This window comes from Halorubrum xinjiangense, assembly GCF_900102375.1.
In the GTDB taxonomy this organism is placed as follows: domain Archaea; phylum Halobacteriota; class Halobacteria; order Halobacteriales; family Haloferacaceae; genus Halorubrum; species Halorubrum xinjiangense.
Genome location: NZ_FNBO01000004.1, coordinates 64,943 through 77,996, shown reverse-complemented (window position 1 = coordinate 77,996; position 13,054 = coordinate 64,943). Strand labels below are relative to the sequence as shown.

19 protein-coding genes and 2 tRNA genes are annotated in these 13,054 nt (G+C 69.4%); 6 read left to right on the top strand and 15 right to left on the bottom strand.

The annotated features are described in order from the left end of the window. Positions 1 to 10 precede the first annotated feature (10 nt). Positions 11 to 832: an isopentenyl phosphate kinase gene (locus tag F3H13_RS06300; protein WP_149798192.1), complete on the bottom strand. Its 822-nt coding sequence runs from the start codon at positions 830 to 832 to the stop codon at positions 11 to 13. After that, a complete protein-coding gene (gene mvk, locus F3H13_RS06295) occupies positions 829 to 1,845 on the bottom strand; it encodes a mevalonate kinase (RefSeq protein WP_149798191.1) in 1,017 nt (338 codons plus the stop codon). The genes F3H13_RS06300 and mvk overlap by 4 nt, the downstream gene beginning before the upstream one ends. Before the next feature lie 146 nt (positions 1,846 to 1,991). Here mvk and F3H13_RS06290 point away from each other — a divergent pair, with 146 nt between their 5' ends. Then, positions 1,992 to 2,597, top strand: a complete 606-nt coding sequence (locus tag F3H13_RS06290) for a mechanosensitive ion channel domain-containing protein (protein WP_149798190.1) — start codon at positions 1,992 to 1,994, stop codon at positions 2,595 to 2,597. 85 nt (positions 2,598 to 2,682) lie between these two features. Then, positions 2,683 to 3,021, top strand: a complete 339-nt coding sequence (locus tag F3H13_RS06285) for a DUF4870 domain-containing protein (RefSeq protein ID WP_149798189.1) — start codon at positions 2,683 to 2,685, stop codon at positions 3,019 to 3,021. Positions 3,022 to 3,104: 83 nt separating this feature from the next. On the opposite strand, the gene rpsB is transcribed toward F3H13_RS06285, so the two are convergent. The 13 genes from rpsB to F3H13_RS06220 all read right to left on the bottom strand — a co-directional run bounded on the left by rpsB (position 3,105) and on the right by F3H13_RS06220 (position 9,341). Continuing rightward, positions 3,105 to 3,929: a 30S ribosomal protein S2 gene (rpsB, locus tag F3H13_RS06280; RefSeq protein WP_149798188.1), complete on the bottom strand. Its 825-nt coding sequence runs from the start codon at positions 3,927 to 3,929 to the stop codon at positions 3,105 to 3,107. Positions 3,930 to 3,945: 16 nt separating this feature from the next. After that, positions 3,946 to 5,148, bottom strand: a complete 1,203-nt coding sequence (gene eno / locus F3H13_RS06275) for a phosphopyruvate hydratase (RefSeq protein WP_149798187.1) — start codon at positions 5,146 to 5,148, stop codon at positions 3,946 to 3,948. After that, positions 5,148 to 5,327 carry a DNA-directed RNA polymerase subunit K gene (locus tag F3H13_RS06270; RefSeq protein WP_004046454.1) on the bottom strand — a complete coding sequence of 60 codons (180 nt, stop codon included), beginning with the start codon at positions 5,325 to 5,327 and terminating at the stop codon, positions 5,148 to 5,150. Before F3H13_RS06270 ends, eno begins: the two co-directional genes overlap by 1 nt. A 2-nt stretch (positions 5,328 to 5,329) precedes the next feature. Next, a complete protein-coding gene (locus tag F3H13_RS06265) occupies positions 5,330 to 5,524 on the bottom strand; it encodes a DNA-directed RNA polymerase subunit N (protein ID WP_004595259.1) in 195 nt (64 codons plus the stop codon). A 12-nt stretch (positions 5,525 to 5,536) separates the two neighbouring features. Then, on the bottom strand, positions 5,537 to 5,935 hold the full coding sequence (locus tag F3H13_RS06260; protein ID WP_137687792.1) for a 30S ribosomal protein S9: 399 nt from the start codon (positions 5,933 to 5,935) through the stop codon (positions 5,537 to 5,539). After that, positions 5,929 to 6,378 (bottom strand): 50S ribosomal protein L13, encoded by a 450-nt coding sequence (locus F3H13_RS06255; RefSeq protein ID WP_149798186.1) that lies wholly within the window; start codon positions 6,376 to 6,378, stop codon positions 5,929 to 5,931. Before F3H13_RS06255 ends, F3H13_RS06260 begins: the two co-directional genes overlap by 7 nt. Next, on the bottom strand, positions 6,375 to 6,728 hold the full coding sequence (locus F3H13_RS06250) for a 50S ribosomal protein L18e (RefSeq protein WP_149798185.1): 354 nt from the start codon (positions 6,726 to 6,728) through the stop codon (positions 6,375 to 6,377). Before F3H13_RS06250 ends, F3H13_RS06255 begins: the two co-directional genes overlap by 4 nt. A 39-nt stretch (positions 6,729 to 6,767) precedes the next feature. After that, positions 6,768 to 6,852: transfer RNA gene (locus F3H13_RS06245), tRNA-Leu, on the bottom strand. Between the two features lie 149 nt (positions 6,853 to 7,001). Further along, positions 7,002 to 7,754 (bottom strand): DNA-directed RNA polymerase subunit D, encoded by a 753-nt coding sequence (locus F3H13_RS06240; RefSeq protein WP_149798184.1) that lies wholly within the window; start codon positions 7,752 to 7,754, stop codon positions 7,002 to 7,004. 1 nt (position 7,755) lies between these two features. After that, the gene (locus F3H13_RS06235) at positions 7,756 to 8,148 is read right to left on the bottom strand and encodes a 30S ribosomal protein S11 (protein WP_004595254.1); all 393 of its coding nucleotides are present in this window, start codon (positions 8,146 to 8,148) and stop codon (positions 7,756 to 7,758) included. Between the two features lie 6 nt (positions 8,149 to 8,154). Next, a complete protein-coding gene (locus tag F3H13_RS06230) occupies positions 8,155 to 8,682 on the bottom strand; it encodes a 30S ribosomal protein S4 (RefSeq protein WP_149798183.1) in 528 nt (175 codons plus the stop codon). Further along, entirely contained in the window at positions 8,679 to 9,200 is a 522-nt protein-coding gene (locus F3H13_RS06225; protein ID WP_149798182.1) for a 30S ribosomal protein S13, read from the bottom strand. The genes F3H13_RS06230 and F3H13_RS06225 overlap by 4 nt, the downstream gene beginning before the upstream one ends. 55 nt (positions 9,201 to 9,255) lie before the next feature. Next, positions 9,256 to 9,341: transfer RNA gene (locus tag F3H13_RS06220), tRNA-Ser, on the bottom strand. A 601-nt stretch (positions 9,342 to 9,942) separates the two neighbouring features. Here F3H13_RS06220 and F3H13_RS06215 point away from each other — a divergent pair. The 4 genes from F3H13_RS06215 (at position 9,943) to F3H13_RS06200 (ending at position 13,045) form a co-directional block, all read left to right on the top strand. Continuing rightward, positions 9,943 to 10,983, top strand: coding sequence for a zinc-binding dehydrogenase (locus F3H13_RS06215; RefSeq protein ID WP_149798181.1), 1,041 nt, complete (start codon positions 9,943 to 9,945; stop codon positions 10,981 to 10,983). Next, complete coding sequence (locus F3H13_RS06210; protein WP_149798180.1) at positions 10,973 to 11,368, top strand: hypothetical protein; 396 nt, start codon at positions 10,973 to 10,975, stop codon at positions 11,366 to 11,368. The genes F3H13_RS06215 and F3H13_RS06210 overlap by 11 nt, the downstream gene beginning before the upstream one ends. 84 nt (positions 11,369 to 11,452) lie before the next feature. Further along, positions 11,453 to 12,031, top strand: coding sequence for a (d)CMP kinase (cmk, locus tag F3H13_RS06205; protein ID WP_149798179.1), 579 nt, complete (start codon positions 11,453 to 11,455; stop codon positions 12,029 to 12,031). A 21-nt stretch (positions 12,032 to 12,052) separates the two neighbouring features. Further along, a complete protein-coding gene (locus F3H13_RS06200; protein WP_149798178.1) occupies positions 12,053 to 13,045 on the top strand; it encodes an RNA-guided pseudouridylation complex pseudouridine synthase subunit Cbf5 in 993 nt (330 codons plus the stop codon). Positions 13,046 to 13,054: the final 9 nt, after the last annotated feature.

Genomic DNA, 13,054 nt, shown 5'->3' with positions numbered 1-13,054 from the left:
TGTACCCCGATCAGTCGATCCGGGTTCCGGCGTTCTCCCCGCGCAGGAACAGCGCAAGCCCGTCGGCGCCGAACACGTACGCCGGCGCGTCGAGCGCGAGCAGCTCCCGCACTTTCGCGGCCATGCCACCGGAGACGTCGGTGGCGTCGCTCCCACCGAGTGCGTCCGCGACCGCGTCGAAGTCTTCTATCTCGGCGATCACGTCGCCGTCGGCGTCGAAGACGCCGGGAACCGTCGAACAGACGCCCACGCGGCGCGCACCCAGCCCCGCGGCGAGTTCGACGACCAGCTCGTCGCCCGAGACGACGGTCACCCCCTCGCCCGCGGTCGCCACGCCGTCGCCGTGGAGGACGGGGACGAACCCCTCGCCGAGCAGCGTCGCCGTCGACCCGAGCGGGAGGTCGAGGTCGCCGTCGGCGCCCTCGGGCCGCGCCGCGAGCGACAGCGGGTGAACGGGGGCCGCGGGCACGCCGCGCTCGCGGAACCGCTCTGACACGTGCGCGTTCAGCCGCTTCATCGCGCCGTGGACCGCCGCCACCGCGTCCGCGTCGCGCGTCCCGTCGGTCGTCGACACCCCGTGTTCGCTCGCGTGGTGATGGCCGAAGCTCCCGCCGCCGTGGACAACGACGAGCCGGTCGACCGCGCCCGCCGAGAGCGCGTCGGCGACGGCGTCGCAGGCCGCCTCGAGCGCCGCGTCGTCGAGCGTCTCGGGGCTCTCCTTCTCGGTGATCAGGCTCCCGCCGAGCTTGAGGACGACGGGGGGCGCGGGATCGTCCGCGTCGAGGACGGCGGCGTCCTCCCCGGACGCACCCGTCGGACCGCTCCCCGTCACGGCTCCACCACGCGGACGCCCTCGGTCGCCAGCTCGGCGCGGAACGCCTCCTCGCAGCCCTGCGTGAACGATAGCGCGGTCTCCGTCGCGTCGCTCTCGTCGAGCGCAACGATACAGCCGCCGCCGCCCGCCCCGGTGAGCTTCGCGCCGTGCGCGCCCGCGTCCCGCGCGGCCCACACCATCGCGTCGAGCGACCGGGCGGAGACGCCGAGCGCGGCGAGCAGCCCGTGGTTGAAGTCCATCAGCTCGCCGAGCTCCGCGAGCAGCGCCGGCTCCGGGTCGCGCTCGGGGTTGGCGTCAGCCAGCAGGCCCTCGCCGGCCCGGACGAGGTCGCCGATCGATTCCACCGTGTCCGCGGCGAACTCGTGTTCCGCCCGCAGTTCGCGGACGCCCGCGACCAGTTCGCCGGTGTCGCCCGCGCCGCCGTCGAAGCCGACGACGAACGGCAGGTTCGGGGCGTCGATCGGCTCGCAGTCGTCGCCCTCGACCCGCACCGCGCCGCCCATCGTCGAGCAGAAGGTGTCCGCCCTGGAGGCCTGCCCGTCTTGGACCTCGTACTCCGCGCGGTACGCCCGGTCGGCGAGCTCGCGGCGGTCGAGCGGCTCGCCGAGCGCGCGGGTCGCCGCGTCGATGCCGGCCACGACCACGGCCGCGGACGACCCCAGCCCCGCGCCCAGCGGGATGTCGCTCTCGACGGTGATGTCGAAGCCGGCGTCGGGCGCGTCGGCCGCGTCCCGCGCCTGCTCGACGGCCGCGTCGACGTACCCCATCGCGGCCTCGACGAGCGGCGTCGGCACGTCGACGTCGGGGCGGTCGCTCGTCCCGCCGGCGTACTCCACCGTGAACCCGTCCAAGGAGAGGTCCTCGGCCTCGACGCGCACGTGGTCGTCCTCGCGCGGCTCGGCGGTCACCGTCGCGCGTCGCTCGACGGCCGCCGGCACGGCCGGCTCGCCGTAGACGACGGCGTGTTCGCCGAAGAGGTACACCTTCCCCGGCGCTTCGCAAACGGTCATACGAACTCACTCACCCCGCGCGCTTACAGGCGTTGCGCTTGTGGGCGGGGCGAGCGGTGAGGAAGTTGGGGCGAGCGGCGAGGAGGGCGGGATGGCGACCCCTCCGCCCCGTCAGCTTTTCACCGGCGGCCGCCGTCGTGCGCGCCATGACCGCGATCCCGTCGTTTCTGACGCAGTCGTTCGCGAACTTCGTCGCGGGGCTGGCCGTCGCGATTCCCCGACTGCTCTCGGGGTTCGTCTTCCTCGCGCTGGCGTACGCGGCGGTCCGGATCGTCCTCGCGCTGGTTCGGTCGTCGATCGAGCGGATGTACGTCGGCGACCGCGAACTCGTGGGCGACCTGATCGTCACGCTCGTCGCGGTCTTCCTCTGGTTCGGCGTCGCGCTCACGTTCCTGAAGGTGCTCGGGATGGGCGACATCGCGGCGAGTCTGGGCACCGCCGTCGGCTTCATCGCTTTGGGCGTCTCCTACGCCCTCTCCGAGATGATCGAGGACACGGTGGCGGGCGTCTACCTCCTGCGCGATCCGGACTTTAACGTCGGCTACCGCGTCGAGGCCAAGGGCGTCACCGGCACCGTCGCCGCCATCGAGCTCCGGAAGACGCGGATCGACGCCGACAACGGCGACCGGATCGTCGTGGCGAACCGCGAGATCGAGCCGCGCTGGACCCACGACGTGCCGGAGGCGGAGCCCGGCGACGAGGGGCCGTCGACCGTCGACGCCGCTGACGGGGGGCCGTCGACGGCCGACTGATCCGCGTCGACGCCGAACGAGCGCCCGTCGGAGACGAACTCTCCTCCCAAAGCTTATCACTCAGCTCCGAAACTCAACTGCCGTCATGTCATCAGCAGCCTCCGAGCGCGTCGAGGGCGACACGACGCTTGCGGCGCTGTCGCACGCGTCGGCGCTCTTCGCGTCGTTCCTCGGCCCGATCCTGTTTTTAGTCCTCGCGGACGACGACGACGAGCTCGTCAAACAGAACGCCAAGAACTCGCTGAACTTCCAGATCGTCGTCTTCGTCGCCCTCATGATCGCCGCCGTCCTGAGCTTCGTGTTCATCGGGCTCCTGCTGTTCCCGATCATCGGCGTCGTCGACCTGGTCTTGGTCCTCATCGCCACGGTGAAGGCCAACGACGGGCAGGTCTACTCCTACCCGTTTACGCCCGACATCGTCTGAGCGCGCCGTCTCTCGCGGCGCGATGCCGACGGCTGGCGGACGGTGAACGGACGAAACGAAAGTAGACTCGAAAAACGACCGCCTTAGAGTTCGTCCTCGAAGTCCTCGAGGGCGAACACCGTGTCGGCGCCGCGGCGGTCGAGCGTCTCGTTGGCGAGGAGCCAGTAGACGACCGACAGCGCGCGGCGACCCTTGTTGTTCGTCGGGATGACGAGGTCGACGTTCGACAGCTGGTTGTTGGAGTCGCACATCGCGATGACCGGGATGCCGACGGTGATGGCCTCCTTGACGGCCTGCGCGTCGCCGATGGGGTCAGTGACCACGACGACGTCCGGCTCGATGTAGCCGGCGTAGTCGGGGTTCGTCAGCGTGCCCGGGATGAAGCGTCCAGTGCGGGCGCGGGCGCCGATGGCGTCCGCGAACTTCTCGGCCGGGAACCGGCCGTATTGCCGCGAGGACGTGACGAGGATCTGCTCGGGGTTGTAGTTCGCGAGGAAGTCCGCGGCCGTGCGGATCCGCTCGTCGGTGAGGCTCACGTCGAGGACGTACAGCCCGTCGTCGCGAACGCGGTGGATGAACCGCTCCATGTCCTTCGTCTTCTGCTGGGTCCCGATGTGGACACCCGCGGAGAGGTAGTCCTCGACGGGGATCAGCAGGTCGACGTCGTCGTCGGGCATGACGTCGTCGTCGAACGGGGAGGCGTCCTCCTCGTCTGCGGCGTCGTCGTCCGCCTCCTCCGTCGCGTCGGCCTCGGCAGCCGCCTCGCTCTCGGCCTCAGCGGACGCCCCCTCGGCGGCCGCGTCGGCGGTCGGTTCCTCGGTCGTGTCGGCCTCCTCCTCGACCCCCGCGTCGACCGCCTCGGTCTCCGCGTCGTCGTCGAGTTCGACCGCGTCGTTGTCTTCGCTCATGCGTGGTGTGGGCCCGTCATACCGCGTCGTCCGCGATGCGGACCAGTTCGTTCAGCTTGGCCGTTCGCTCGCCGCCGACCGTGCCGGTCTTGATGTAGCCGGCGTCGGTCGCCACGGCGAGGTGTGCGATGGTGGTGTCCTCGGTCTCGCCCGAGCGGTGGGAGATGACCGTCTCGTACCCGTTGCGGGCGGCGAGTTCGACGGCGTCGAACGCGTCCGACAGCGTCCCGATCTGGTTCGGCTTGATGAGGATGCTGTTGGCCGCGCCCGCGTCGATCCCGTCTTGGAGCCGCTCGACGTTGGTGACGAACAGGTCGTCGCCGCAGATCAGCGTCCGGTCGCCGACCCGGTCGGTCAGCTCCGCGAACGCCTCGTAGTCGTTCTCGTCGAGCGGGTCCTCGACGTACGCGAGGTCGTACTCGTCGACGAGGCCGGCGACGTACTCGATCTGCTCGTCGGCCGACTTCGTCTCGTCGCCGTACACGTACGCCTCGGCGTCGTCGTCGTACAGCTCGGCAGCCGCCATGTCGAGCCCGAAGCGGATCTCGAATCCGACCTCGCTCTCGACGCGGTCGACCGCCTCGTCGACGACCTCGAACGCCTCCGCGTCCGAGATGGGGGGCGCCCACGCGCCCTCGTCGCCCTTCGCCGCGGGCACGCCGCGCTCGTCGAGCACGTCCGCGACCGCCGCGTGGACCGCGGCGTTCGCGAAGACGGCCTCCGAGACGCTGGGCGCGCCCACGGGCGCCGCGAGGAACTCCTGGATGTGGGTCGCCTCCTTGGCGTGTTCCCCGCCGCCGACGACGTTGCCGAGCGGAACGGGGAAGTTCTCGCCGCGGAACGCGCCGCCGAGGTGCTGGTACAGCGGCGCACCGAGCACGTCGGCGGCGGCCTTCGCGGCCGCCATCGAGATGGCGACGGCGCTGTTGGCGCCGATGTTCGAGAAGTCGTCCGTGCCGTCGGCGGCGCGCAGGGCGTTGTCGACCGCGCGCTGGTCGCCCGCGTACAGGCCTTCCAGCCGCGGCACCGCGTGTTCGCGGGACTTCGCGATGGACTCGCTCGCGGGTAGTTCGATCGCCTCGTACTCGCCCGTCGACGCCCCGCTGGGGGCCGCCCCGCGGCCGAAGCCGCCGGACTCGGTGAGCACGTCGGCCTCGACCGTCGGGTTCCCGCGCGAGTCGAGCACGCGTCGCAGCGAAATGCTAGTGATTCGGGTCATCAGTTGGATTCCCTCCGCACCGTGAACGGGAGCGCGCCCGCGTCGTACTCTTCGGCGGCGACGAGGATCGGCTCCGTCTGGTCCGTGTCGATCAGCACGGGCGCCCCGTAGGACACCTGTAGCGCTCGCGCGCCGAGGATGCGTGCCTTCTCGTATCGATTGTAGCGCTGTTCTGACATGGTTACTGGTACGGCGAGACGACGTCGACGAGGTCGCGGTGGCTGACCATCATCCGCCGGCAGCAGTGCCGGTCGACCCCGAGGTCGTCGAGCACCTCGCCGGGGTCCTCGTCGCCCTCGCGAGCCCGCTCTTTGAACTCTTCCCAGTGTTCACCCACGACGTTGCCGCACGTGAAACACCGGACGGGGATCATCATGACTGGATCACCTCAGCGGTAGGACTTCTGGTAGCGAGCGCGCGCGCCGGGTCCGCCCCACTTCTTGGGTTCGGACTGGCGCACGTCGTTGACCAGCAGGGTGCGGTCGAAGTTCATGTACGCGTCGCGCAGCTCGGCGTCGCCGAGGTGCTGGACGAGGCCGCGGGCGATGGCGGTCCGCGCCGCGTCCGCCTGCCCGCTGAAGCCGCCGCCCTCGACGTCGATATCGATGTCGACGCCGTCGCGGAGCTCCTCGCCCGCGATACGGAACGGCTCCAGCATCTTGAGCCGCGCCTGCTCCGGTTCGACCAGCTCGACTGGCTGGGAGTTGATGCGCACGCGACCCTCGCCCTCGCGCACGGTGGCGCGGGCGACGGCCGTCTTCTTCTTGCCTGAGGTGTTCGTTACCATGTGACGTTGGCTCCCAGAGACTCGGAGATCTCCCCGAGCGTCGTGAATTTGATGTTCGAGAGGCGGTCGAGCGAGGTGCCGTCGAGGACGACGCTCTCGACGTCCTCGTCGCGCTCGTAGGGGTTCCCGACGTACACGCGCACGTTCGAGAACGCCTCGCGGCCGTCCTCCGACTTGTACGGCAGCATGCCGCGGATGGCGCGCTTGAAGATCCGGTCCGGACGCTTCGGGTAGTAGGGCCCGCTGTCCGAGCCGAGCTCCGCGCGCTTGTGGTACGTCTCCATCGTCGCCTCCTCGTTGCCGGTGATGACGGCGCGCTCGGCGTTGACGACGGCAACGGTCTCCCCGGCGAGGGCGCGTTGCGCGACCTCCGAGGAGACGCGACCGAGGATACAGTCGCGGGCGTCGACGACGACGTCCGCGTCGATCTTCGCGAGACTCATCGGATCACCCGCACGTTGCTTCCTTCGGGGTTCTGTTCGATGAACTGTTCCAGCGCCACCGCCTCGCCGGCCTGGTCGATCTTCGTCCGGGCGGTCCCGGAGAAGTCGACGGCGGCGACGGTGACGTTCGTTTCGAGCACACCGCTGCCCAGCACCTTGCCGGGGACGACGACCGTCTCGTCTTCCTGCGCGTATCGTTCGATACGGCCCAGGTTGACCTCAGCGTGCGTGCGCCGTGGCTTCTCCAGTCGGTCGGCGACGTCCTGCCACACGTTGGCACCGGAGTCGCGCGAGACCGACTTCAGATCGGCGATGAGGTTCTGTAGTTTCGGGTTCGTCTTGCTACTCATAGCTGTCCCTCCTGAACGGAGAGTTCGTGGAAAACGGAGTGCAGGGAGCAGGATTTGAACCTGCGGACCTCTACAGGACAGCGCCCTGAACGCTGCGCCGTTGGCCTGACTTGGCTATCCCTGCGTGCACTCCACCGTATTCCGGCTCCCTTCAAACCACTTTCGGTCCCGCCGTCCGCCGCGTCGGCCGCGGGCGCTCCGGCGGTCGGAGCGGCGCCGCGGCTGTCGGCGGGGGCGACGGTCAGGGTGTTGGTTCGAAGGGCCGTCATTTCCTTATACTGCGACTTTCGTCTGTAGTTCGTCCGCGCGGTCCTCAATGGAGTCGATGGCGCGGAGCAACAGTTCCTCGACGTCGAACGAGCCGTCCGTCTCGATGTGGAAGACGAACGCGCCCGGCACGTCCTCGACCGCGACCTCCTTCCCGGGGAACCGGTCCGAGAGGTCGTTGTCGAACTCGTCCGTGAGCTCTATTTCCCCGTCGGGCGTCTCGATGACGCCGCGGAGGATGTTCGGCTCGTCGTCGTCGAACTCGCCGCGGTCGCCTTCGACCGAGACGCGCTGGAGGTGGCGGTAGCCGACGGAGACGCCGCCCTGGTGTTTGGCGTGCTCCTTCCCGGTGTCTAACACCGCCGTCGCCTCGAACTCGAGGCGCTGTCCCTCCTTCAGCTCGATGATCGGAACGTTCTCGTCGGCGACCTCGACGAGCGGGTCAGCGCTCTCGATGTCGCCGGAGTACGCCGTCGCCGGGCCTTCGACGTCGAGCGCGAGGGTGACCTCGTCGCCGAGTTCGAAGTCGTCGAGCGGCGTTGTCAGGGGGATAAGCCCCAGACGCAGGCCGATCATCTCGTCGAACATGACCGAGGAGTTCTCGACGAACTGGACCGTGTCGATCGAGAACGTCGGGACGTCGGCGATCATCGCGCGGCGGATGCCGTTTGCGAACGCCGGCGTGAGCCCGCGGATCAGCACCCGCGCGCTTCGTTCGTCCCGTTCGACGTACTGGACGTCGAATTCGTCTTCGGTCATGTCAGACTCGCTTGTTCTTCGGCGCCTTCGTCCCGTCGTGCGGGATCGGCGTGACGTCCTCGATGCGCCCGATCTCGACACCCGCACGCGAAAGCGCGCGGATCGTCGCCTGCGCACCGGGGCCGGTGGACTTGTTGAGGTTGCCGCCGGGGCCGCGCACGCGAACGTGCACGCCCTCTAGGCCGGCGTCCTTGACGCGCTCGGCGACGACCTCCGCCATCTGCATGGCGGCGTACGGCGACGCCTCGTCGCGGTTCTGCTTCACCACGGTGCCGCCGGACGACTTGGCGATCGTCTCGGCGCCCGTCTCGTCGGTGACCGTGATGAGCGTGTTGTTGAACGACGCGTACACGTGGGCGATGCCCCACTTTCCTCCGTCTTCGGATTCACTCATGGATAGTTACTCCTGTGACTCCGCGCGCTCGGGGTGGAGATCGTCCGCGAGCGGGCTCGTCTCGTCGAAGGCGATGGCGCCTTCGTCGTCGACGTCCACCTTCACCGACGGGCGCGTGACGCGGGCGCCGTTGACGGTGATGTGGCCGTGGACGATGAACTGGCGGGCCTGCTGGGTCGAGGAGGCGAAGCCCTGTCGGTAGACGACCGTCTGGAGGCGACGCTCCAGGAGGTCGGTCACGTCGAGCGACAGGACCGTCGAGATGTCGTCGTTGTCGCCGAGGATGCCGATGCGGCGGAGCCGTGCGACGAACTCCGCGCCGGCGTCCTGTGCGGCGTCGACGTCGCCCTGCGCCTCGCCGAGCAGGCGTCGGGCCTCCCGACGCATGTTACGCAGCTCGGACTGGGCGCGCCAGAACTCCTCTTTGTTCTTCAGGCCGTACCGCGAGAGGAGGTCGGCCTCCTCGGCGATGCGCTCGCCCTGGTACGGGTGATTCGGCGTCTCGTAGCCCTTGGTGTTCTTTCCGGTGCTCATTCCTCGTCACCCGCTTCTTCGTCCGCCATCTCCTCGCGGATCTCCTCGACGTTGACCCCGATGGTCCCCTCCGAGCGACCCGTGGACTTGGTGCGCTGGCCGCGGACCTTCTGCCCGCGCTTGTGGCGCACGCCCTTGTACGATTCGATGATCTTCATGCGGTTGATGTCGTGACGGCGCTTCTCGTTGACGTCGGTGCCGACGAGGTGCGTCGTCTCTCCGGTGAAGAAGTCGTTCTGTCGGTTCGTCATCCACGACGGGACGTGGTCTTCGAGGTTCTCGGCGATGTCGACCACCGCGTCGATGTCATCCTCGTCGAGGAGCCCGAACGTGGCGTTTCGGTCCACGTCGGCCTTCTCGGCGACCAGCCGCGCCGTGCGCGTGCCGATGCCGTCGAGTTCGGACAGGCTTCGCTCGACCGTCTTCGTCCCGTCGAGGTCCGCGCCCCCGATCCGAACGAAGTACTGGAGGTCTTCCTCCTCCTCCGGCGAGTCGTCCTGTGATTCTTCCGTGCTCATGTGTTGGTTGTGGTGAGCCCTACCGGCGCGATCCGGCGGTACTCGTCCGTTCGAGCGTTGCGGCGGGGATTCGAACCCCGGAGGCAGTGACGCCACAGAGTTAGCAACCCTGCGCCTTGGGCCAGGCTTGGCTACCGCAACCCGCGTTGTATCATCGCCCTCGCGGACTCGGGACCCGACGCCCCTACAGTACGTGCGTTCGTATGCTCCCGCTTTCGGTACTTAAACATCACGAAACGGCCGGGTCGCTGTGGGGGTCTCGCACGGATGTCTGGAAGTGGTATTGGGGAAGGACGATATCACGGCGGACGCGTAGGTTCCGTCGAGACGGCGCTGTTGGAGCCCTGTTTTTCAGATTCTCACTTATAAATAACCGCCAGTAAATCGGCGGTGACCACCGCCAAAGCCCCAGTCGGGAGGCGGGCGCACGCTCGCTGCGCTCCTCACTCGGTCACTCACTTCGTTCGCTCCCTCGTTGTGGTGCTTGCATCGCCTGCGCCCGCCTCCCGACTGCCCCTTTGAGTCCCGCCCCGCACAGCAACCGCGCCTCACGCCTCCCCAGCCTCGTCAGTCGCCTCCGCTTCGCTCCGGCGACTGACTCCCTCGCGCGTGCGACTCGCGGCCGATGGCCGCTCGTCGGCACGCGCCACCGCATATCATTTATAAACAACCGCTGCCTTCGAGGTGGCCGTCCGTTTCCGTGAGGCGTACTGTTTAGTGGGTCCCGCGGGAGGATTCGCGTATGCAAGCCGTTCAGTTCGCCGACCACGGCGACCGCGACGTGATCGAGTACGGCGAGTTCCCCGACCCGGAGCCCGACCGCGGCGAGGTGCTCGTCGACGTCAAGGCCGGCGCGCTCAACCACCTCGACATCTGGACCCGACGCGGGATGCCCGGCATCGACCTGGAGATGCCGCACATCCCCGGCAGCGACGCGGCGGGCGTCGTCGAGGCCGTCGGCGAGGGCGTGACGCGCTTCGAGCCCGGCGATCACGTCGCCGTGAGCGCCGGCGTCTCCTGCGGGGAGTGCGAGTTCTGCCGCAACGGCGAGGAGTCGCTCTGCGTCTCCTTCCACATCATCGGCGAACACGTCCGCGGCGTCCACGCCGAGAAGGCCGCGGTGCCCGCCGAGAACCTCGTCCCGGTCCCGTCCGATGTCGACTGGGAGGTCGCGGGCTCCGCGTCGCTCGTCTTCCAGACTGCGTGGCGCATGCTCCAGACGCGCGCCGACATCGAGGCCGGCGAGAAGGTGCTCGTCTTGGGCGCCTCCGGCGGCGTCGGCCACGCGGCGGTCCAGATCGCCGACCACGCGGGCTGTGAGGTGTTCGCGACCGCCTCCACCGAGGAGAAGCTCTCCCACGCCGAGGCGTGCGGCGCCGACCACGTCATCGACTACGAGGCGAACGACTTCGCCGAGGAGATCGACGCGCTCACCGGCAAACGCGGCGTCGACGTCGTCGTCGACCACGTCGGCGAGGCCACCTACCCGAACTCGCTGAAGTCGATGGCGAAGGGCGGCCGGCTCGTCACCTGCGGGGCGACCACCGGCCCGAACCCGGGCGCCGGGCTCAACCGCATCTTCTGGAACCAGCTCTCGGTCATCGGCTCGACGATGGCGACCCCCGGCGAGGTCGACGACGCGTTGGAGTTGGTGTGGGACGGCACCTTCGAGCCCCGCGTCCGCGAGGTCCTCCCGATGAGCGAGGCCGCGCGCGCACACGAGATGATCGAGAACCGTGAGGGCTTTGGCAAAGTGGTGGTAAAACCTGACAGTGAGCTCTGAGACCGACGCGGCCGACGACACGTCCGCCCGCGACGCGGACGCGACCGCCGACGGCACCACCGACGGCGGCTACGTCCACGTCCCCGGCACCGACGACGGTGCCGACGCGACCGACAGCGGGGGCGACGGCTCGCGGGACCCGGCGGTCGACGCCGACGAGCCCGCCGCCGACGGCTTCGGTCGCAAAGGGTGGGCGCTGACGGCGGCGATCTTCGTCTGTGCGCTCGTCATCCCGGGGATCATCTACGTCTATCCGTACGCGGCGGGCTGGTTCGGGCTCCCCTTCTTCGCGACGTACCTCGCGCTGCCGCTCGTTCCCGCGCTCCTCCTCGGCCTCGTCGCGGTCTGGTCGATGACGGCCGCGACGGCCGACGACGAGCCCTGAGTGAGGTGGCGACGCGGTCCGGACGATCGGCCCGCCCCGCCGCCGAACGACAACCGTTTTGAACGACACCCGCGCAGTGGTGATATGTTGATCACCGTCTCCGGCCCGCCAGGGAGCGGGAAGAGCACCAACGCTGTCCAGCTGGCAGACGCGCTCGGCCTCGGGCACGTCTCCGGCGGCGACATTTTCCGCGAGATGGCGGCCGAACGCGACATGACGCCCGTCGAGTTCAACGAGTTCGCCGAGGAGGACCCGCAGATCGACCGCGACCTCGACCGCCGGCTCCGCGAGATCGCGGTCGAGCGCGACGACGTCGTCCTCGAATCGCGGCTCGCCGGGTGGCTCGCGGCCGACCACGCCGACTTCCGGTTCTGGTTCGACGCGCCGCTCGGGGTCCGCGCGGAGCGGATCGCGGAGCGCGAGTCGAAGCCGGTCGACCGCGCGCGAACGGAGACGAAGCGCCGCGAGGTCTCCGAGCGCAAGCGGTATCTGGAGTACTACAACATCGACATCGAGGACCTCTCGATCTACGACGCCGCGTACAACACCGCCCGCTGGGGCCCCGAGCGCTTCCTCGACGTCCTCGTCGCGACCGTCGAGGCGTACGACGCCGACGACGACGAGGGGAAAGCGCCCGTCGAGGGCGTCGTGTACGACTTCTGAGTCCACCACTAACCACCCCGCATGACTGACGCTTCCGATGTCGACGCTCCCGCCGACGCCGACGCTCCCGCCGACGCCGAGGGGCCCCTGAGAGCGCCTCCCGGCGAGCGGTCGGTGCCGGAGCTGCTCCGGTTCGGCGTCGTCAACCTCGACAAGCCGGCCGGCCCCTCCTCGCATCAGGTGTCCGCGTGGGTACGCGACGCGATAGACGAGACGCTCGCGGCGCTCGACCCCGAGGGGCCTCCCACGGGCGGGGTCGCCCACTCGGGCACGCTCGATCCGAAGGTCACCGGCTGTCTCCCCACGCTGACCGGCGACGCGACGCGCATGGCGCAGGTGTTCCTCGAGGGCACGAAGGAGTACGTCGCGGTGTTGGAGCTCCACGGCCCGGCCCCGGCGGACTTCGAGGAGGTGGTCGCCGAGTTCGAGAGCGAGATCTACCAGAAGCCGCCGCGGAAGAGCGCTGTGAGCCGCCGGCTCCGCACGCGGACGATCCACGACCTCGACGTGCTGGAGGTCGACGACCGGCAGGCCCTCCTCCGGATCCGCTGCGAGTCGGGGACGTATGTGCGGAAGCTGTGTCACGACGTCGGGCTCGCGACGGGCGTCGGCGCGCACATGGGCCACCTCCGGCGCACCGCCACCGACCCGTTCGACGACCGCGATCTCCACACGCTTCAGGACCTGGTGGACGCGCTCGCGTGGGCCGAGGACGGCGACGACGCGCTCCTCCGCGAGGTGATCCGCCCGGCCGAGGACGCCCTGACGCACCTCCCCGCGGTGACGGTCGCGCGGTCCGCCGCGCGCAACGTCGCGACCGGCGCGCCGGTGTACGCGCCCGGCGTGGTCGACGTGGACGACGAGGCCACTCAGCCGGACCGCGACGGCGACGACGACCCGCCGCTCGTCGCGTGTTTCACGCCCGACGGCGTCGCGGTCTGTCTCGGGCGCGTCGTCGGCGATCCGGACGCCGCCAGCGGGACAGTCGTCGCCTTGGAGCGCGTTCTTTTATGATTCCGCCGT